This window comes from Pectobacterium atrosepticum (assembly GCF_000740965.1).
In the GTDB taxonomy this organism is placed as follows: Bacteria; Pseudomonadota; Gammaproteobacteria; order Enterobacterales; family Enterobacteriaceae; genus Pectobacterium; species Pectobacterium atrosepticum.
In genome coordinates, this window is sequence record NZ_CP009125.1 from 3,903,914 (window position 1) to 3,923,265 (window position 19,352).

Below are 19,352 nucleotides of genomic sequence, written 5' to 3' on the forward strand. Positions count from 1 at the left end.
CTGTGTCTAAAAACAGGGCCGCATCGCAACGCTGATGCGGCCCTGTCATCAAGTGAAGTCCCCTATATTTCAGGGGGGAGACAAAATTGAATCGACCTGCTGCGCGGTTAAATCGAAACCGTAAAAACGCTGATAAAAATCATGCGTCTCTTTTGCCATATCGATGTGCTGCATCTGCTGCGGATACAGCGTTTTTGCCAACCAAAGAAATTGCAGCGCCTGCTCCGAGGTTTCCCGACACCACCAGAACATGCCCAGCGGATTGGCATAAACACGCCCCTGTTTTACCGCACGTAGCTGCTGCCACTGTGCATCCTGACGAATCGCTCTCGCATCCGCAGCCCGCATCGTAATAATCACATCAGGGTCGGCCTGAAAAATCTGCTCAAGCGAAACGGGTGCGGTTGTCACACCTGAACGGCTAAACCACGGTTCTGCCACATTGATCGCACCGCCCAGATCCATCCAGTCCTGATTCAGTGAAGGACGTCCCGACGTCGTTAACGGATCGCCAACCGCATGGTAGACCTTCACTCTCTGCTGTGACGGAATGTTCTGGATCACTTCCGTCACGCGTCTGACATTGTCCTGATAATAAGCGGCAAAATCCTGTGCCCGACGCGACGCTTCCGGCCCCAGAATCTCACCGGTGATCAACGTGCGTTCCACCATCGCCGCCAGCGAGTTGTAGCGCAGCGGTACGATGGCAATTCCGGCCTTATTCAACGCTTCGGCTTCAGCAACCGGCACGCTGTCCGACACGAAAAAGACCTGAGCACGGCGCGCAATCAACGCTTCGGTATTAATTCCCATGTTTCCGCTCTGGGAAACCAGCGAAGCCTGCGTAATGGACGGCATAAACTGGCGGAACAGCGGCATATCGCGCACGAGTTTCGTCGTCCCGACAATACGATCGCCATAGCCCAGCATAGCCAGTATCGAGTTTTGCGCATTCCATGAGGTCGCTATCCGCTCAACCGTCGCGGGCACCGTCACTGCACGGTCGCCGTAATAGTGAATCGTCCGCGGCGCGGACTCAGGCGTTTCTGCCTGAACCAAATGCACACCGGAGAAACTCACCGCCAACAGCATTAGCGCATTAAGCAGAAGCTCACCGTATCGCGCGGCAAAATAACGTTTCAGCATCGCACTCACCAATCAACGGTCAGAGAAGCGCGGATTTCACGCGGGTCACCAACGAAAGCGTTAGCGCCGCCGTTAATGCCGTCCGTGCTGCCGGGGAAAATAGAAGCCCAGTAACGTTCATTGGTGACATTATTGAGCGCCACACGAAACGCTGCTGGCTTGTCGTACAGCTTGAAGCCGTAGCGTGTTCCCAGATCCAGCGTCACATAGCTATCCGCCCAGGATGTGTTGGTGTCATTGGCCGCACGTTTACCGGTGTAGTGGAGATTGGCTATATAGACCAGATTGGGCGCAGACGGATGGCTATATTCCGTCAGCAAATTAGCCTGAAATTTCGGCACGCCGACCACTCGCTTATCACGCGTCGCGGCTAATGCGGTGTCTTTCAGCTTGGGATCCAATAGCGTCATGCTGCCGTAAAGGTGCAAACCGGAAAGCACTTCACCATCCGCCATCAGCTCCAGACCCGTGTTGACCTGATTGCCCTGCTCTTTGAACACGTTATCTGCTGCAACATACGCGAAGGGACGTTCCAAACGGAAAATAGCCGCATTCAGATTCAACCCATCCCACTGGGATTTCACCCCCGCCTCGTATTGAGTACTGCGATAAGGTTTCAGCGTCTGCCCTTTATTCACCACATAGTCATCCGTTGGCGCAGTACCGCCCTGCTCCAGCGAATCGGCATAGGCGACATAGGTCATCACGTTAGACAAGGGTTTGTACATCAGTGACACCGTCGGGCTGGTGCCTGTATCGCGAGTCACCCCACCATCAGAGCCAAAACTGCGTGAAGTGATCCAACTTTGGCTCACTACGCCCATGGCTGACCAACGATCGTTGAACGTGATGGTATCGCCAGCGGTGATAGCCTGCTGGCTGGTGCGGCTGGATTTATAGCGGCCCGATCCCAGATAGAAACGCCCATCGCTGGGATCGGTATAATGACGCGGTGAATCAATGGTGCTGTTTCCCAGCGGAAAGCGCCTGCTATTCCCTAGCCCGTTATAGATTGTCCACTGGTATCCCGTAGTACTGAATACCACGTCATGCGAAGGCCCATTCGTATCGATATGGCCGTTCAGTTGCAGCGTATTGCTCAATACCTTAAAACGTCCGGCGGAATAAGGCTGCGTCAGAGAGGTACTCACTGTGCCTTGATTGTTAGTAATAGCATTCGACAGCGAGCGCATACCGCGATCGGCAGTTTGATAGCCCACGCCACCCGAGGCGTACCAGTTATTGTTGAAGTAGTGCTTCAGGCGCGTGCTGGTCGTTTTCGTTACCAGATCGAGACCCGCAAAGCTCTGCCCGTATCCCTGTTTTGTCACATCCGGTGCGCTGGGTAACTGAATTGTCGGCCCATAGGAAAAACCACCGGCATAACCCATTTTTCGGAAACGATACTCGCTGGCGTTCACTTCCAGCACCGTGTCGGGGGAAAGATTCCAGTCAAACGCGACACTGGCTAATTGCCGTCTCAATGTGCTGTTGCTGATACTTCCTTCACCTTCATCGTGTAGCAGATTAATACGGTAGCCGAACTGGTTTTCATCCCCCGCATGCCCGCCTAGATCGGCATAGCCCACCGCGGCACCTTTACCGGAATAGCCAACGGTAAAGCGGTTTAACGTCTGCGCTGTCGGCCTTTTCTGCGTGAAGTTAAACTGCCCGGCTGGGCTAGCAGGACCATACAGTGCGCCAGTGAGGCTGTTAATCACGTCCAGCCGCTCCAGCATTTCCACCGGAAACGCTGTGGTAGAAATAATGTTCAGCCCATCCAATCGGCTGTTCGCCAACACGTCACCTTGCATACCACGGCTTTGTGGGCGACCTACGTCAATGCCACCCCGCGCCTGCATCTGGCTGGAGGCGCTGTATTTTAGGAGATCGTTAACGTTCTTCGCCTGCTGATTGGCAATCATGGCTTCCGTTACGGTCGTGGTCGAATACGGCGTATCCAGCCTTGCGCGTTTACCCAGCGGCCCGATCTCCACCTCATCGGTCGTCATACCTGCGCCAGCCAGATTCACATTCACCTCGCTGCGATCGGCTTTAACGACCATAACGTCAGCCGCCTTTGCCTTTTCGCTGTTATTGATCGTTGCCGGTTCGGCGCTCAATACGGGTGGAACAACCACCATTAATACTGGCAATAACCACTGTGCTTTTTTTCTATTATTTTTTCGGGCTTTCATCCGCTATATCCCTGTTGGTCAATATTATGTCAATAATCGATATATAACTCTTTATATATCGATACGTACTATACAGACATGACAGGAAGAAAATAAGGAGAGCGATAGAGGGATTTATTTTATAAAACTTTGAATTTTAAAAATTAAAATATAAAAATGAGGTGTATGAATGATACTCAAAAATGAGCATCAGCCATACCCACTGAAGGACGTGTTGAGCGGTAAGAATGTGGCGCAGCAACGGCCCGAAGGGTGACAGACAGGGTTTCCGCCATAAAAAAACGTCAGGAACATTTTTCAACGTTGCGCAGCAACGGCCCGAAGGGTGGCGGACAGGGATGTCTGCCATAAAAAAATCCAGAAACGCTTTCACGCTTCTGGATTTTTATAGCTAATCACGTTGGGCGCGTATCAGGCCACCTTCTCGGCTACCCGATTACGCCGGAGACGCAATTACTGGCCTTTAACTTCTTTCAGGCCGTTGAACGGCGCAGAGTCACCCAGCGCTTCTTCGATACGAATCAGCTGGTTGTATTTAGCAACACGGTCAGAACGGCTCATAGAACCGGTTTTGATCTGGCCCGCAGCTGTACCTACTGCGAGGTCAGCGATGGTTGCATCTTCAGTTTCGCCTGAACGGTGAGAGATAACAGCGGTGTAGCCTGCATCTTTCGCCATTTTAATTGCAGCCAGTGTTTCGGTCAGAGAACCGATCTGGTTGAATTTGATCAGGATAGAGTTAGCGATGCCTTTATCGATGCCTTCTTTCAGGATCTTGGTGTTGGTTACGAACAGATCGTCACCAACCAGCTGGATTTTGTCGCCCAGAACCTTAGTCTGGTAAGCGAAGCCAGCCCAATCAGATTCGTCCAGACCGTCTTCGATAGACACGATCGGGTACTGTTTGGTCAGATCTTCCAGGAAGTGGGTGAATTCTTCAGAGGTGAACGATTTGTTGCCTTCGCCAGCCAGAACGTATTTACCGTCTTTGTAGAATTCAGACGCTGCGCAGTCCATCGCCAGCGTGATGTCTTTGCCCAGCTCGTAGCCTGCTGCTTTTACCGCTTCTGCGATAACGGCCAGCGCTTCGGCGTTGGAACCCAGGTTTGGCGCATAGCCACCTTCGTCACCAACAGCAGTGCCCATACCTTTGGATTTCAGAACTTTAGCCAGGGTGTGGAACACTTCAGAACCCATACGGACGGCTTCTTTCAGAGTTTTAGCGCCAACAGGCTGAATCATGAACTCTTGGATATCAACGTTGTTATCCGCGTGCTCGCCGCCGTTGATGATGTTCATCATTGGCAGTGGCATAGAATATTTACCTGGAGTGCCGTTCAGCTCAGCGATGTGAGCGTACAGCGGCAGGCCTTTTGACGCAGCGGCTGCTTTAGCGGCTGCCAGAGAAACGGCCAGAATGGCGTTAGCACCGAACTGAGATTTGTTTTCAGTACCATCCAGGTCGATCATGATCTTGTCGATGTTCGCCTGATCTTTCGCGTCTTTACCCAGTACAGCCTGAGCAATCGGGCCGTTAACAGCAGCAACGGCTTTCGTTACGCCTTTGCCCAGAAAACGGGATTTGTCACCGTCACGCAGTTCCAGCGCTTCGCGAGAGCCAGTAGAAGCTCCTGATGGCGCAGCAGCCAGACCTACAAAACCACCTTCCAGATGAACTTCAGCTTCAACAGTTGGGTTTCCGCGTGAGTCGATGATTTCACGGCCGATGACTTTAACAATTTTGGACATTAGATTTTCCTCAGTACAAGTTAAACTAAAACTTTAGATAGAACTAAAACCCTAGACGAGCAACGCGCGATAACAATCGCGCGTTGCTGATATAACTCTTACTTCACCTGACGCTTCTGATACGCGCCAGCGGCTTTGACAAAGCCAGCAAACAGGGGGTGTCCATCTCGCGGCGTTGATGTGAATTCCGGGTGGAATTGACAGGCAACGAACCAAGGATGATCGGGTAACTCGACAATCTCCACCAGTTTGCGGTCGGCGGAAAGGCCAGCAACCCGTAATCCCGCCGCTTCAATCTGTTTCAACAGCATGTTGTTAACTTCATAACGATGACGGTGACGTTCGATAATCGTCTGTTCACCGTACATCTGACGCACCAGACTGCCTTCGGTCAGATGGCATTGCTGCCCGCCAACGCGCATAGTGCCGCCCAGATCGCTTGCTTCATCACGGACTTCAACATCGCCGTTCTCATCACGCCATTCCGTGATCAACGCAACCACTGGGTACTTACAGTCTGGCACAAACTCCGTTGAGTTTGCCCCTTCCATCCCGGCAACGTTACGGGCAAATTCCATTAATGCGACCTGCATCCCCAGGCAAATGCCCAGATAAGGGATATTGTTCTCACGGGCGTAATTCGCCGACATGATTTTCCCTTCGACGCCACGATAGCCAAAACCGCCCGGAATCAGGATAGCGTCTAAATCTTTCAATACTTCGACACCACGGGTTTCAACATCCTGTGAGTCGATCAGCTTAATATTTACCGTCAGACGGTTCTTCAACCCGCCGTGCTTAAGCGCTTCAATAACGGATTTGTAGGCATCGGGCAGCGCAACATATTTGCCGACCATACCGATAGTCACTTCGCCGCCCGGATTGGCTTCTTCATACACAACCTGTTCCCATTCTGACAGGTTTGCTTCGGGGCAGTTCAAGCTGAATCGTTTACAAATATAATCGTCCAGACCTTGTGATTTCAATAGTGCTGGAATTTTATAAATCGAATCAATGTCTTTAAGGGATATTACTGCTTTTTCTGGCACATTACAGAATAAAGCAATTTTTGCACGCTCGTTGGCGGGCACGGTGCGGTCGGAACGACAAATCAGCACGTCAGGCTGAATACCGATAGAAAGCAGTTCTTTAACGGAGTGCTGCGTCGGCTTGGTTTTCACTTCGCCCGCTGCCGCCAGATACGGCACCAGCGTCAGGTGCATAAACAGCGTGTGCTCACGGCCCACTTGTACTGCCATCTGCCGAATCGCTTCAAGGAACGGCAAAGATTCGATATCACCGACAGTACCGCCGATTTCTACCAGAACGACATCGTGGCCTTCGCCACCTTCAATAATGCGCTCTTTAATCGCGTTGGTGATATGTGGGATCACCTGAATGGTCGCGCCCAGATAGTCGCCACGGCGCTCTTTGCGCAGGACATCAGAGTAAATACGGCCAGTGGTGAAGTTGTTGCGGCGCGACATTTTAGTGCGGATGAAACGCTCGTAGTGACCCAAGTCCAGATCGGTTTCGGCACCGTCTTCGGTGACAAACACTTCACCGTGCTGCGTCGGGCTCATCGTGCCCGGATCCACGTTAATATACGGGTCCAGTTTCATGATGGTAACGTTGAGGCCACGGGCTTCAAGAATAGCCGCCAGAGAGGCTGCGGCAATGCCTTTACCCAGAGAGGAAACGACCCCGCCGGTCACAAAAATATAATTAGTTGTCATGCTGAACCTGAGAGTTTAGGTTTAAAGACGATGGAGGTACCAAGACGGGAAAGTAGTATACCTGAACCTGATGAGCGCCACAAATGTTCGTTTTACACAATGTGGCGATCCCAACACGCGCGAAGATGAGGTAAAACTGCGCTTACCACAACCTTCAATTACCTTTAAAAACAATAAAATAAAATCATTAAAACAGATAAAAAACCAGCTTGTAGTTAAAAATCGATTAATGGCTTATTTCTTGTTTTTTTACCTGCTGCCACGCGGCTTCCATTTCATCCAATGTTGCCTGTTCCAGCGTTTTTCCTGATGCTGTAACGATTTGTTCTACCTCACGAAAACGACGAGTGAACTTGCGATTAGCAGCCTGTAACGCGCTCTCTGCCTTGTGCCCAAGGTGACGAGAGAGATTGACTGTGGCGAACAATAAATCACCAATCTCTTCACCTAATTTTTCTTCATCGACAACGGCTTGCCGCGCCTCAAACATCACCTCATCGATCTCTTCATAAACTTTGTCGAGCACCGGGCCCAGACTGTCCCAATCGAAGCCAACTGACGAACAACGTTGCTGAATTTTTTGCGCTTTCATCAACGCAGGCAGCGCATCAGGAATGTCATCCAACGGCGAGTGACGATCTTTTTCCGCACGTTCTTGCGCTTTTGTCTGCTCCCAGTTTGCCAGCACGGCATCGCTGTCCGTCAGCGTCAGCTCGCCAAAAATATGCGGATGACGACGTTCCAGCTTGTCGCTGATGGCGTTACACACGTCGGAGAAATCGAACAGTCCCTTTTCCTGCGCCATTTGTGCGTAAAACACCACCTGAAACAGCAAATCCCCCAACTCACCGCGCAGATCGTCAAAGTCCTGACGGCTGATGGCGTCCAGTACTTCGTAGGTTTCTTCCAGCGTATAAGGCGCGATGGTGTCAAAAGTCTGCTTCTTGTCCCACGGACAACCATTTTCGGGATCGCGGAGGGTTTTCATGATGGCGAGCAGGCGCTCGACGGAGGATAAGTTCGTCAAAGATACAGTCATAATATTCCTGAAAATCAAAAATTATTTTTACGAAGATTGCAGACAAGCTGGAGAGGTTTCGTGCGCGATACATTCCAACGATCATTTCCGCAACTGCGTCGCGCCCGACACGGGGCGTCCAATCGACGCCGCCCCGTGACCCCAGTCTTTTGCGCGGGAATTACGCCGCTTCGCGGTGCCTTCGGAAATACAGTCCTCTGGCGGACCGTCGCTGACGCGTTCCCTACGCGGCAGCGACTTTCGTGGCATCCATGCCACTCATCCTAGATAACTGTGTTTCCTCAGCGTAATTTTTACGCTTGAGGCAAAACACAAAACCATCATTTATGCCCCCTGCTGGCGCCGCGCATCAATCACATCCGGCAGTTGGTTGAGCTTCGCCAGAACGCGGCCCAGCACTTGCAGGTTGTAGATTTCGATATCCATATCAATCGTTGCCAGTTGCTGTTTGGTGTCGCTGCGGCTGGCAACGCCCAGTACGTTGACCTTCTCATTGGCCAGAATCGTGGTGATATCTCGCAGCAGGCCACTACGATCGTTGGCAATTACCCTTACCACCAGCGAATAGCCGCTGGAGTAGCTTTCACCCCATACCGCGTCCACAATGCGCTCCGGCGAACTTGCCCGCAGTTCGTCCAACTGTTCACAGTCAGCGCGGTGAATCGAAATCCCGCGTCCGCGAGTGATAAAACCAGTGATCTCATCACCAGGGATCGGCTGGCAGCAGCGAGCAATGTGATGCATCAGATTGCCAACACCTTCAACCACCACACGACCATTGTCTTTGTTATTGCTGCGCGCTGGCGGCTGATGCGTTTTTTGCGTCAGTTGGCGTAGGGCTTCGCGATCCAGTTCCTCCGCGCTCGGCTGTTTTAACTGCGATTGCAGGAAATTCACCATCTGGTTCAGACGAACGTCACCGCCGCCAATAGCAGCCAGCAATTCATCCAGCGAATTCACGTTGTAGCGCGGCAGCAGCAATTTTTCCGCCGCTTTCAGGCTGACGCCCAAATGCGCCAGTTCGTCATCCAGAATCTGTCGACCCGCCAGAATGTTCTTGTCGCGATCCTGCTTACGGAACCAGTTCTGGATCTTGGAGCGTCCGCGGCTGGTGGTGATGTACCCCAGATTCGGGTTCAGCCAGTCACGGCTTGGGTTCGGCTGCTTCTGGGTGATAATTTCAATCTGATCGCCCATGTGCAACTGGTAGGTAAACGGCACAATACGTCCGCCGATTTTCGCTCCGATGCAACGGTGCCCAATATCGCTGTGGATGTGATAAGCAAAATCCAACGGCGTGGAACCCGCAGGAAGATCCACCACGTCGCCTTTCGGCGTAAAGACATAGACACGATCGTCAAACACCTGGCTGCGAACTTCGTCCAGTACGTCATTCGAATCAGACACTTCTTCCTGCCAGGCGAGCAGTTTACGCAGCCAGGCAATGCGCCCTTCGTAACCGGAACGCCCGCCGACTGCGGTGCCTTCTTTGTATTTCCAGTGCGCCGCAACGCCCAGTTCAGCATCTTCATGCATCTGACGCGTACGAATCTGAATTTCGAGCGTCTTTCCGCTAGGCCCTAACACCACGGTGTGGATGGACTGATAGCCGTTCGGTTTGGGGTTAGCGACGTAATCGTCAAACTCGTCCGGCATATGGCGATAGTGTGTATGCACGATACCGAGCGCCCCGTAGCAATCCTGCAAACGCTCAACGACAATACGTACCGCACGCACATCGAACAGTTCATCGAACGACAGTGCTTTCTTCTGCATCTTGCGCCAGATGCTGTAGATATGCTTGGGACGGCCGTAGATCTCTGCCTGTACGCCCTCTTCTTTCATAGCATCGCGCAGCGTTTTGACAAAATCATCAATGTACTGCGCACGATCGATACGGCGCTCGTGTAGCAGCTTGGCGATTTTTTTATATTCATCAGGATGCAGGTAGCGGAAGCAGAAATCCTCCAGCTCCCACTTCAACTGACCGATGCCCAAGCGGTTAGCCAGCGGTGCATAGATATTGGTACACTCTTTGGCCGCCAATACCCGTTCTTCTTCCGGGGCATCCTTCACTTCACGCAGGTGTGCGATCCGCTCGGCGAGCTTGATCACCACGCAGCGGAAATCCTCTACCATCGCCAGCAACATGCGACGGATGTTATCAACCTGCTCAGACGCGTCCGAATCATTCTGCGTCGCTTTGAGCTGGCGGATTGCATCCATATCGCGCACGCCATGCACCAGATCAACGATGTTTTTCCCAAACGCTGCTTCCAGCGTCGCTTCATCGACTACGTTCGCATCGGCCAGCGGAAAAAGCAGCGCCGCGCGCATGCTGTCATTGTCCATGCTGAGCGTGGACAGGATTTCCACCATTTCGATGCCGCGCCACAGCAGTAACGATGCATCGGGCTGATTTTGCGTTTGCTGCTCACAGTAACGCCAGGTTTCGGCTAAACGTTCACACGATTGCTGACTGGCAATACCCAGTGAAGCAATCCACGCGTCAGGGACGAATTCACCTTCCGTATTCAAATGCGCACTTCTTACCGCAACCATAATTTCTCCCTACGTTACCCTTCACCTTGCAAACGTCGCGACTTTGCTGCTTATTGCGCCTTCCGCGTGCCGGTATCGTGCAAAAACAGTGCCATCGACTCAAGGTGTCCGGTATGTGGAAACATATCCAACATCGCGACATTCGCCAGCCGATAACCGGCTGCGAGTAATACTTTGCTGTCGCGCGCTAGCGTCGTGGCGTTACAGGAAACATACACCACTCGTTTCGGTGCCAGTCTGGTAATCTGCTCCATCACGCCTGCCGCGCCCGCACGTGCCGGATCAAGTAATATCTTATCAAAACCTTGGGCTGCCCACGGCTGCTGTGTGACGTCATCTTCAAGATTTTGGTGAAAAAATGTGACATTGGACAGTGCATTGCGTCGGGCATTCTCACGCCCTTTCTCAACTAACGCGGTAACCCCTTCCACACCAACAACGCTGGCGGCACGCTGTGCCAGCGGCAGCGTGAAGTTGCCCATGCCGCAGAACAGATCCAATATTCTATCCTGTGGTTGCACATCCAGCCACGCCAGTGCCTGCGCAACCATCTGTTGGTTCACCGCATCATTGACCTGAATAAAATCACGCGGGCTAAATGCCAGCGTCAGCCCGGCGACGTGATAAACCGGCTCTTCACCATGCAAACACGTCAGCGATTCAGCATCCGGTGCCAGATAAACCGAGACACCCTGCCGCTGGGCAAAATCACGCAATGCCTGCTCGTCCGCTGGGTGCAGTGGATCAAGGTGCCGCAGCACCAGCAGCGGACCGTTCTCCGCCTGCACCAGTTCCACATGCCCAAGGCGTTTCACCGCGCTTAACTGGCTTAAACAGTCGCGCAGTGGTTGCAGCAGCGCTTCAAGCTCGGGGCGTAACACCGGACAAGCTTTGATATCCACCAGATCGTGAGAATTTGACTGTCGATAACCCATCAACAGCCGCTGCTCTTTTGCCTGAAAGTATAACGCAAGCCGCGCGCGCCTCCGATAGGCATAAGGTGTGCCAGCAATAAGCGATGCGGCTGACAGCTCAATACCCGTTTCCCGCGTCATCATGCGCATCAACGCCGCCGTTTTGCTGCTCTGTTGCAGCGTAATGTCTGCATGCTGCTGCTGACAGCCGCCACAGCGGGTAAAATGAGGGCACGGCGGCTCAACGCGCTGCGGGCTTGGCGTCAACAGGCGTTTAAGCTTTGCATGTGAAAACTGACGCTTCTCTTCCGTCAGTTGCACCTCGGCCTGCTCTCCCGGCAGCACACCCGTGACAAAAACCGTCTTTCCTTCGTGACGCGCTACACCTTGCCCAAACGGGTCAAGTGATGCGACCGTGACAGTGAGGTTTTTCGCTGGAACCGCTTTCCGGGTCGTCACACGCCGGTTTGGAGAGTAGAATTGCGCCATAATGTACTGTCGATTGATCTCTTGAGTTGAACGGCTGTACTCGAATTATTTAAGGTATAACTAAATTAAATAATAGGGTGCCTAGCATCCTCTAATTCTCCCACATTGGAACCTCATGACCAAATACAGTCTTCGTGCACGGATGTTGATACTGATTTTGGCACCGACGCTCATGATCGGGCTACTGCTCAGCTCGTTCTTCGTCATCCATCGTTACAATCAGTTGCAGGCGCAATTGGCCGATTCAGGCACCAGTATCATTGAACCGCTGGCGACCATCAGCGCTTACGCCATTACCCATCGCCAGATGGACACGATTCCTGCGTTAATCAACACGCTTCATCGCCGCCATTCCGCGATTATTCGCACCATTAGCGTGTTCGATGCCCGTAATCAGCTACTGGCCACCACCAATGTACGCAACAGCGTGACATTACAGCCGATCAGCAGCGATGCGCTTTCATACAATAGGTTGCACCTGCACCACACGAATGATGCGCTGATTCTGCACATGCCGATCGTCAATGACAGCGAGTTCATGCCTGGCGGGGCGACGCCCGTACTGCCCGGTACCGCCACGCCCCTCGGCTATCTGGTGATCGAGCTGGATACCAGCACTATTCGGCTTCAGCAGTATCAGGAAATTTTTATCGCCGCGCTCTTGTTGCTGCTCTCTTTGGGCGCCGCCGTCCTCTTTGCTTATCGTCTGATGCGGGATGTCACTACCCCGATCCGCAATATGGTTGATACCGTCGATCGCATTCGCCGCGGGCAGTTGGATAGCCGGGTGGAAGGCTACATGCTCGGCGAGCTGGATATGCTGAAAAATGGCATTAACTCGATGGCGATGTCGCTGACTGCCTACCACGAAGAGATGCAGCAAAATATCGATCAGGCAACCTACGATCTGCGGGAAACGCTGGAGCAGATGGAGATCCAAAACGTCGAACTGGATCTGGCTAAAAAACGGGCGCAGGAAGCGGCACGCATCAAGTCTGAGTTTCTGGCAAATATGTCACATGAACTGAGAACGCCGCTGAATGGCGTGATCGGTTTCACCCGTCAGACGCTGAAGACCCCGCTGAACACGACGCAGACTGATTATCTGCTCACCATCGAACGATCCGCCAATAACCTGCTGAATATTATTAACGATGTGCTGGATTTCTCGAAGCTGGAGGCTGGGAAGCTCGTGCTGGAAGATATTCCATTCTCCCTGCACAGCACGCTGGACGACGTCGTGATGTTGCTGGCGCATACAGCACATGAAAAAGGGTTGGAGCTAACGCTCAGTATTCAGAATGACGTTCCAGAGCAGTTTGTCGGCGATCCGCTGCGGATACAGCAAATCATCACCAACCTGTTAGGTAACGCGATTAAATTCACTGAACAGGGCAATATTGATATTCGGGTGGAAAAGCGCCGACAGGAACATCATCAGGTTCAGTTGGAAGTGCAGATACGCGATACTGGCATCGGTATCGCCGAATTGCAGCAGTCACAGCTGTTTCAGGCTTTCCGACAGGCAGACACCAGTATTTCACGTCGTCATGGCGGCACAGGACTCGGGTTGGTCATCACCCAGCGTCTGGTCAAAGAGATGGGCGGCGATATCAGTTTCCAAAGTCAGCTCAACAAGGGATCGACCTTCTGGTTCCACATCACGCTGCCGCTCAACCCCCACGCCATGCCGACCGAGCCAGCCTATACGATGCTGCAAGGTAAACATCTGGCCTATGTCGAGTACCATCCAATCGCCGCCCAAGCCACACTGGATATCCTGAGCCAGACGCCGTTGATGGTGAGCTACAGCCCGACGTTTGAGCAATTGCCGGAAGGTGATTTTGATATCCTGCTGCTCGGTATTCCTGTGCAATATCGCAATATGCTGCTCGACTACACGCCCAGACTGCGCGATATCTGCCGCCGTGCGCCTTGCGTGATTCTGGCGCTGCCCAGTCTGGCGCAAATGGATGCCGAGCAGTTGAAAACCTTCGGCGTGCATGCTTGCCTGAGCAAACCGCTCGCCGCATCACGCCTGCTGCCCTTGCTACAGGACAGCACGCTGTTCCAGCTCTCTTTTCTGCCTGACGCCACCACATCGCACCAGAGTGTCGTTCGCCATCCAGCCCGTCTGCCGCTGAGTGTGATGGCGGTGGATGACAACCCAGCCAATCTGAAGCTGATCGGTACACTGCTGGAAGAACAGGTCGATACGATTATCCTGTGCGAAAGCGGAACAGACGCTATTTCACAGGCGAAAATGCATCAAATCGACATTATCCTGATGGATATTCAGATGCCGGGTATGGACGGCATTTGCGCCAGCGAGCTGATCCGCCAGATCCCTCATCATGCCACTACGCCCATTATCGCGGTGACTGCGCAGACCATGACGGGCGAACGTGAGCACCTGTTACGCTCAGGTATGGATGATTATCTGGCTAAACCGATAGACGAGCAGATGCTAAAAAGCGTGCTGACACGCCATGCGCGGAAAGATCCGCTGAAGCGCGACCGGGGAAATATTGCGGGTTTGCTGAACGAGCACGACGATAGCCAACTCTCACTCGACTGGGCGCTGGCGCAGCAACAGGCGGCGAACAAGCCGGAACTGGCACGTGACCTGTTACAAATGCTGTTGGATTTCCTGCCGGAAGTTCGGCAGAAGATAGAAAATGTGCTGAATGGTCAAACGGATGACAACATTATCGAGCTGGTTCATAAACTGCACGGCAGTTGCAGCTACAGCGGCGTCCCGCGTCTGAAACGCATCTGCCGCTATCTGGAACAACAGCTACGTAACGGCGTTCATGCCAGCGATTTGGAACCTGAATGGCTGGAACTACTGGACGAGATCGATAACGTGAACAAAGCCGCCCAGCCGCATATCAAACCTCTGCATTCGTCGTTATGAACGCGTCAGCATGAACACGCAGTAAAGCAGGCGTATTACGAACACCTGCCTTTACTGACGATCGGTACGATTATCAACTCAATATGGCGTTCAGCGCGATATTGACTGCGCCAGTCGGATCGTGGCGGCGATATTACGCGCCGTCATTCGCACATTCTCTGCCGCATTATCCAGCGCTTCTTCTAGTGAGCAGATGTTGTAAAGCACGCTGAATACTGCATCCAGGCCATGTTCATGTACCACAGCGACATCTGCCGTCAGGCTGCCTGCGATACCAATAACCGGTTTATTATACTGTTTGGCGACTCGCGCCACGCCAATCGGCACTTTGCCATGGATCGTCTGGCTGTCGATACGCCCTTCTCCGGTAATCACCAGAGTGGCATCTCGTACCAGTTCATCCAATCCTAGCGCTTCCGTAACAATCTCAATACCCTGGCGAAGCTCAGCGCCGCAAAAGGCCTGTAACGCCGCCCCCATTCCGCCCGCCGCACCAGATCCGGGTACGTGTTCCACGTCCATGTCCAGATCGTGACGGATCACCGCTGCATAATGCTTCAACGCATTATCCAACTGTTCTATCATCTCTGCCGTTGCGCCTTTCTGAGGACCAAAAATAGCCGATGCCCCCAGTTTCCCCGTCAACGGGTTGGTCACATCGCAGGCCACTTCAAAACGGCAGCTTTTAATACGTTCATCCAGCTCGCTGATATCAATGCTGGCAAGCTTGTCGAGTTCACCACCACCAAAACCAATCTGTTCGCCCTGCTTATCCAGCAACTTCGCGCCTAGCGCCTGCACCATGCCTGATCCGCCATCATTGGTTGCGCTCCCGCCAATCCCGATGATGCAGTGCTGAACGCCGTGATCCAACGCGCAGCGAATCAACTCGCCCGTACCATAGCTGGTGGTCTTTAACGGATTACGCAGTTGAGAAGGCACGCGTTCCAGACCGCTTGCCGCCGCCATCTCAATAAAAGCTGTTTTTTCATCGCCAGACAGGCCAAAGAACGCATCAATGTTATCGCCTAACGGCCCTGTCACCTTCACATTCACAATCTTGCCATCGGTCGCAGCAACCATGGCTTCAACTGTCCCTTCCCCACCATCTGCAACGGGCAATTTGACATAGCAGGCATCGGGAAATATTTCACGAAATCCCTTTTCAATCTGCGTGGCAACTTCTTGTGCAGACAGGCTTTCTTTATAAGAATCCGGTGCGATCACTATTTTCATAAACGATCCGATTTCATCAACGTTCCGATTGCATCAATAATCCGCGCGCTCATGAAATAGCGCTTATATCCACCTGCTTTCAGGGTAGAGATCCTGAAATCTCTTGGGTAGATCAGAATGCTTATCTGCCAGTCGGCTGGCACACAGTGCCAGCCTCGTGACTATCGCTTCACGGGTTATCTCGTGACTTCTACTTTAGCCAGCTTTTCGTAATAACACGCCAGTGCGCTATGGTCGGCCGATCCCAGATCGTCCGCTTTCAACGCCTGCATCATTTCCATCACCGCCGCCGTTAACGGCAACTGTGCGCCCACGCCATGTGAGGTATCCAGCGCGTTCGCCAGATCTTTAATATGCAGATCGATGCGGAAGCCCGGCTTAAAGTTACGATCCATGACCATCGGCGCTTTCGCATCCAGCACGGTGCTGCCAGCCAGCCCACCGCGAATCGCCTGATAAACCAGATCGGGGTTAACGCCTGCTTTCGTCGCCAGCACCAGCGCTTCAGACATGGCAGCAATGTTCAGTGCCACAATCACCTGGTTCGCCAGTTTGGTGACGTTGCCCGCACCGATATCACCGGTATGTACAACAGAACCTGCCATTGATTTCAGAATTTCAAAGCAGCGCTCAAACTGCGCTTTGTCACCACCGACCATCACGGACAGCGTGCCGTCGACCGCTTTGGGTTCACCGCCGCTGACCGGTGCGTCCAGCATGGCGATCTCTTTCTCCGCCAGCACAGCAGCAATTTCACGGCTGGCAAGCGGTGCGATTGAACTCATATCCACCACAATGCTTCCGGCACGCGCACCTTCGATGACGCCGTTTTCGCCCAGCACCACCTCTTTTACATGTGGAGAGTTAGGCAGCATGGTGATGATAACGTCGCTCTGCTCCGCAACCTGTTTCGGTGTTTCAGCTGACGTCGCACCTGCCGCAACCACTTCCGCGACGGCTTCCAGATTTCTGTCCATCACGACTAATGAGTAACCTGCTTTCAGCAGATTTTTACTCATCGGTTTTCCCATAATGCCCAGTCCAATAAAACCAATTTTCATCGCCCTAACCTCATTGTCTGATGTAGATATCACTTCAATTCACGATGAACCCGCCTCATGACGGATCCGATTCGCAGCGGAATCACTGAATTACTTTTTGTATTTGTCGCTCAGCGCCTGTGTCGCGCTGCGGAATACGCCCAGATCGCTGCCTACCGCGACGAAGCTTGCACCCCATTCCAGATAGCGACGCGCATCGGCTTCAACCGGAGCCAGAATGCCGCAAGGTTTGTTATGCGCCGCAGCGCGATCGAAGATGTGGCGGATCGCTTTCTGCACGTCAGGATGGTTAGGCTGACCGAGATAGCCCAGCGCCGCAGACAGATCGCTCGGGCCAACGAATACGCCGTCTACGCCGTCTACCGCGATGATCGCATCCAGATTGTCGAGGCCGTCCTGGCTTTCGATTTGCACCACGACGGTAATGTTGTCGTTAATCTTGGCGAAATAGTCCGGTTCGGTGCCATAGCTATTGCTACGATGCGCCACAGAAACACCGCGAATACCCGCAGGCGGGTAACGGGTTGAAGCGACCGCACGCGCGGCTTCTTCTGCCGTTTCCACGAAGGGGATCAGGAAGTTATTGAACCCTATATCCAACAGCCGTTTGATGATGATCGGCTCATTGCACGGCGGGCGGACGACGGGCGCACTGTGGCTACCTTTCAGCGCCATTAGCTGAGGGATAAACGTCACGATATCGTTAGGCGCGTGTTCTCCATCCAGCACTAGCCAGTCGAATCCCGCGAGCCCCAGCACTTCAGTTGAAATCGGGTTGCCTAGCGCACACCAGCAGCCAATCAACGTTTTCCCCTGCTGCAAATCTTGGCGAAAACGGTTAGGTAACAGCGGAGTCTTCATTTTTTATCCTCGGTCATTCCAGCGCCACTTAGCTGAAGCGGCGCGCTCAAAAACGGAAAAGCAGAACGTTAGCGAACCAGACACGGACGTTTATTATCAAATGTCCACTCAGGAATAAGGTACTGCATTCCCATTGCGTCGTTACGTGCGCCTAATCCCATGTTTTTATACAGTTCGTGTGCTTTCATTACCTGATCCATATCCAGCTCAACACCCAGACCCGGTTTCTTCGGTACTTCCACCATGCCGCCAACAATCTGCAACGGTTCTTTCGTCAGGCGCTGGTTGCCTTCCTGCCAGATCCAGTGCGTATCAATCGCCGTAATCTTGCCCGGAGCCGCCGCGGCGACCTGAGTAAACATGGCCAGTGAAATATCAAAGTGGTTATTGGAGTGAGAACCCCAGGTTAAGCCCCATTCGTGGCACATCTGCGCCACACGAACGGAACCTTGCATCGTCCAGAAGTGCGGATCGGCCAACGGAATATCGACCGATTGCAGCGAAATCGTGTGGCCCATTTGTCGCCAGTCGGTAGCGATCATGTTGGTCGCGGTAGGCAGACCGGTCGCACGGCGGAATTCAGCCATCACTTCACGACCGGAGAAACCTTGTTCCGCGCCGCACGGATCTTCTGCATACGCCAGTACGCCGCGCAGTTGTTTGCCCAGACCGATAGCTTCATCCAGCGACCAGGCACCGTTCGGGTCTAGCGTGATACGTGCCTGCGGGAAGCGCTTAGCCAGTGCAGTCACTGCTTCGGCTTCTTCACTACCAGCCAGTACACCGCCTTTCAGTTTGAAATCATTGAATCCGTATTTTTCATACGCGGCTTCAGCCAGACGCACGATGGTTTCTGATGACAGAGCTTCTTCGTGACGCAGCCGATACCAGTCGCACTTCTCATTCGTCTGGCTCTGGTAAGGCAGATCGGTTTTATTACGATCGCCGATGTAGAACAGATAACCCAGCATTTCTACCGCATCACGCTGTTGGCCATCGCCCAGCAGCGAGGCCACGCTGACATTGAGGAATTGCCCCAGCAGATCGAGCATTGCGGCTTCTATACCCGTGACGACATGGATGGTGATACGCAGATCGAACGTCTGCAAACCGCGTCCAGAAGAGTCACGGTCAGCGAACTGCGCACGCACTGCCGTCATCACGTTTTTGTATTCGCCCAGCGTTTTACCCACCACCAGCGCGGCAGCATCCTCAAGCGTCTGACGGATTTTTTCACCGCCAGGAATTTCACCAACACCGGTATTCCCAGCGTTATCTTTCAGAATCACAATGTTGCGAGTGAAATAGGGTGCATGTGCACCGCTCAGGTTGAGCAGCATACTGTCGTGACCTGCAACCGGAATAACCTGCATGTGGGTAATAACCGGAGTTGAATTTTGCAACGTCATTTTCTTATCCTTATCTCTCTAATTTTTCTATGTAG

General features: G+C 52.9%; 13 protein-coding genes. 1 reads left to right on the plus strand and 12 read right to left on the minus strand.

Annotation, left to right across the window (positions count from 1 at the left end):
- Positions 1 to 69: 69 nt before the first annotated feature.
- From GZ59_RS17280 to rlmD, 8 genes are all read right to left on the minus strand, one after another.
- The gene (locus GZ59_RS17280) at positions 70 to 1,146 is read right to left on the minus strand and encodes an ABC transporter substrate-binding protein (protein ID WP_039293404.1); all 1,077 of its coding nucleotides are present in this window, start codon (positions 1,144 to 1,146) and stop codon (positions 70 to 72) included.
- Positions 1,147 to 1,151: 5 nt separating this feature from the next.
- Entirely contained in the window at positions 1,152 to 3,344 is a 2,193-nt protein-coding gene (locus tag GZ59_RS17285; RefSeq protein WP_039293405.1) for a TonB-dependent receptor, read from the minus strand.
- A 453-nt stretch (positions 3,345 to 3,797) separates the two neighbouring features.
- Entirely contained in the window at positions 3,798 to 5,093 is a 1,296-nt protein-coding gene (gene eno / locus GZ59_RS17290; RefSeq protein WP_039293407.1) for a phosphopyruvate hydratase, read from the minus strand.
- Positions 5,094 to 5,191: 98 nt separating this feature from the next.
- A complete protein-coding gene (gene pyrG, locus GZ59_RS17295) occupies positions 5,192 to 6,829 on the minus strand; it encodes a glutamine hydrolyzing CTP synthase (protein WP_011095070.1) in 1,638 nt (545 codons plus the stop codon).
- Between the two features lie 226 nt (positions 6,830 to 7,055).
- Entirely contained in the window at positions 7,056 to 7,868 is an 813-nt protein-coding gene (gene mazG / locus GZ59_RS17300; RefSeq protein ID WP_039293414.1) for a nucleoside triphosphate pyrophosphohydrolase, read from the minus strand.
- Positions 7,869 to 7,949: 81 nt separating this feature from the next.
- Positions 7,950 to 8,117 carry a hypothetical protein gene (locus GZ59_RS23690; RefSeq protein ID WP_155242711.1) on the minus strand — a complete coding sequence of 56 codons (168 nt, stop codon included), beginning with the start codon at positions 8,115 to 8,117 and terminating at the stop codon, positions 7,950 to 7,952.
- Positions 8,118 to 8,192: 75 nt separating this feature from the next.
- A complete protein-coding gene (relA, locus tag GZ59_RS17305; RefSeq protein ID WP_011095072.1) occupies positions 8,193 to 10,430 on the minus strand; it encodes a GTP diphosphokinase in 2,238 nt (745 codons plus the stop codon).
- 50 nt (positions 10,431 to 10,480) lie between these two features.
- Positions 10,481 to 11,833: a 23S rRNA (uracil(1939)-C(5))-methyltransferase RlmD gene (rlmD, locus tag GZ59_RS17310; protein ID WP_039293416.1), complete on the minus strand. Its 1,353-nt coding sequence runs from the start codon at positions 11,831 to 11,833 to the stop codon at positions 10,481 to 10,483.
- Between the two features lie 115 nt (positions 11,834 to 11,948).
- On the opposite strand from rlmD, the gene barA reads away from it, so the two are divergent.
- Positions 11,949 to 14,750, plus strand: coding sequence for a two-component sensor histidine kinase BarA (gene barA / locus GZ59_RS17315; RefSeq protein ID WP_011095074.1), 2,802 nt, complete (start codon positions 11,949 to 11,951; stop codon positions 14,748 to 14,750).
- Between the two features lie 90 nt (positions 14,751 to 14,840).
- Here barA and GZ59_RS17320 read toward each other — a convergent pair whose 3' ends face one another.
- The 4 genes from GZ59_RS17320 to gudD form a co-directional block, all read right to left on the minus strand.
- Positions 14,841 to 15,986 (minus strand): glycerate kinase, encoded by a 1,146-nt coding sequence (locus GZ59_RS17320; protein WP_011095075.1) that lies wholly within the window; start codon positions 15,984 to 15,986, stop codon positions 14,841 to 14,843.
- Between the two features lie 176 nt (positions 15,987 to 16,162).
- Complete coding sequence (garR, locus tag GZ59_RS17325) at positions 16,163 to 17,077, minus strand: 2-hydroxy-3-oxopropionate reductase (protein WP_258042075.1); 915 nt, start codon at positions 17,075 to 17,077, stop codon at positions 16,163 to 16,165.
- A 60-nt stretch (positions 17,078 to 17,137) separates the two neighbouring features.
- Positions 17,138 to 17,908, minus strand: coding sequence for a 2-dehydro-3-deoxyglucarate aldolase (garL, locus tag GZ59_RS17330; protein WP_011095077.1), 771 nt, complete (start codon positions 17,906 to 17,908; stop codon positions 17,138 to 17,140).
- A 68-nt stretch (positions 17,909 to 17,976) separates the two neighbouring features.
- Positions 17,977 to 19,317 (minus strand): glucarate dehydratase, encoded by a 1,341-nt coding sequence (gene gudD / locus GZ59_RS17335; protein ID WP_011095078.1) that lies wholly within the window; start codon positions 19,315 to 19,317, stop codon positions 17,977 to 17,979.
- Positions 19,318 to 19,352: the final 35 nt, after the last annotated feature.

Bases quoted from the DNA above. Each gene is read 5' to 3' on its own strand.
- mazG (WP_039293414.1), bottom strand. From the start codon at position 7,868: ATGACTGTATCTTTGACGAACTTATCCTCCGTCGAGCGCCTGCTCGCC.
- barA (WP_011095074.1), top strand. From the start codon at position 11,949: ATGACCAAATACAGTCTTCGTGCACGGATGTTGATACTGATTTTGGCA.
- GZ59_RS17280 (WP_039293404.1), bottom strand. From the start codon at position 1,146: ATGCTGAAACGTTATTTTGCCGCGCGATACGGTGAGCTTCTGCTTAAT.
- rlmD (WP_039293416.1), bottom strand. From the start codon at position 11,833: ATGGCGCAATTCTACTCTCCAAACCGGCGTGTGACGACCCGGAAAGCG.
- GZ59_RS17320 (WP_011095075.1), bottom strand. From the start codon at position 15,986: ATGAAAATAGTGATCGCACCGGATTCTTATAAAGAAAGCCTGTCTGCA.
- gudD (WP_011095078.1), bottom strand. From the start codon at position 19,317: ATGACGTTGCAAAATTCAACTCCGGTTATTACCCACATGCAGGTTATT.
- relA (WP_011095072.1), bottom strand. From the start codon at position 10,430: ATGGTTGCGGTAAGAAGTGCGCATTTGAATACGGAAGGTGAATTCGTC.
- garL (WP_011095077.1), bottom strand. From the start codon at position 17,908: ATGAAGACTCCGCTGTTACCTAACCGTTTTCGCCAAGATTTGCAGCAG.
- pyrG (WP_011095070.1), bottom strand. From the start codon at position 6,829: ATGACAACTAATTATATTTTTGTGACCGGCGGGGTCGTTTCCTCTCTG.
- GZ59_RS23690 (WP_155242711.1), bottom strand. From the start codon at position 8,117: ATGCCACGAAAGTCGCTGCCGCGTAGGGAACGCGTCAGCGACGGTCCG.
- eno (WP_039293407.1), bottom strand. From the start codon at position 5,093: ATGTCCAAAATTGTTAAAGTCATCGGCCGTGAAATCATCGACTCACGC.
- GZ59_RS17285 (WP_039293405.1), bottom strand. From the start codon at position 3,344: ATGAAAGCCCGAAAAAATAATAGAAAAAAAGCACAGTGGTTATTGCCA.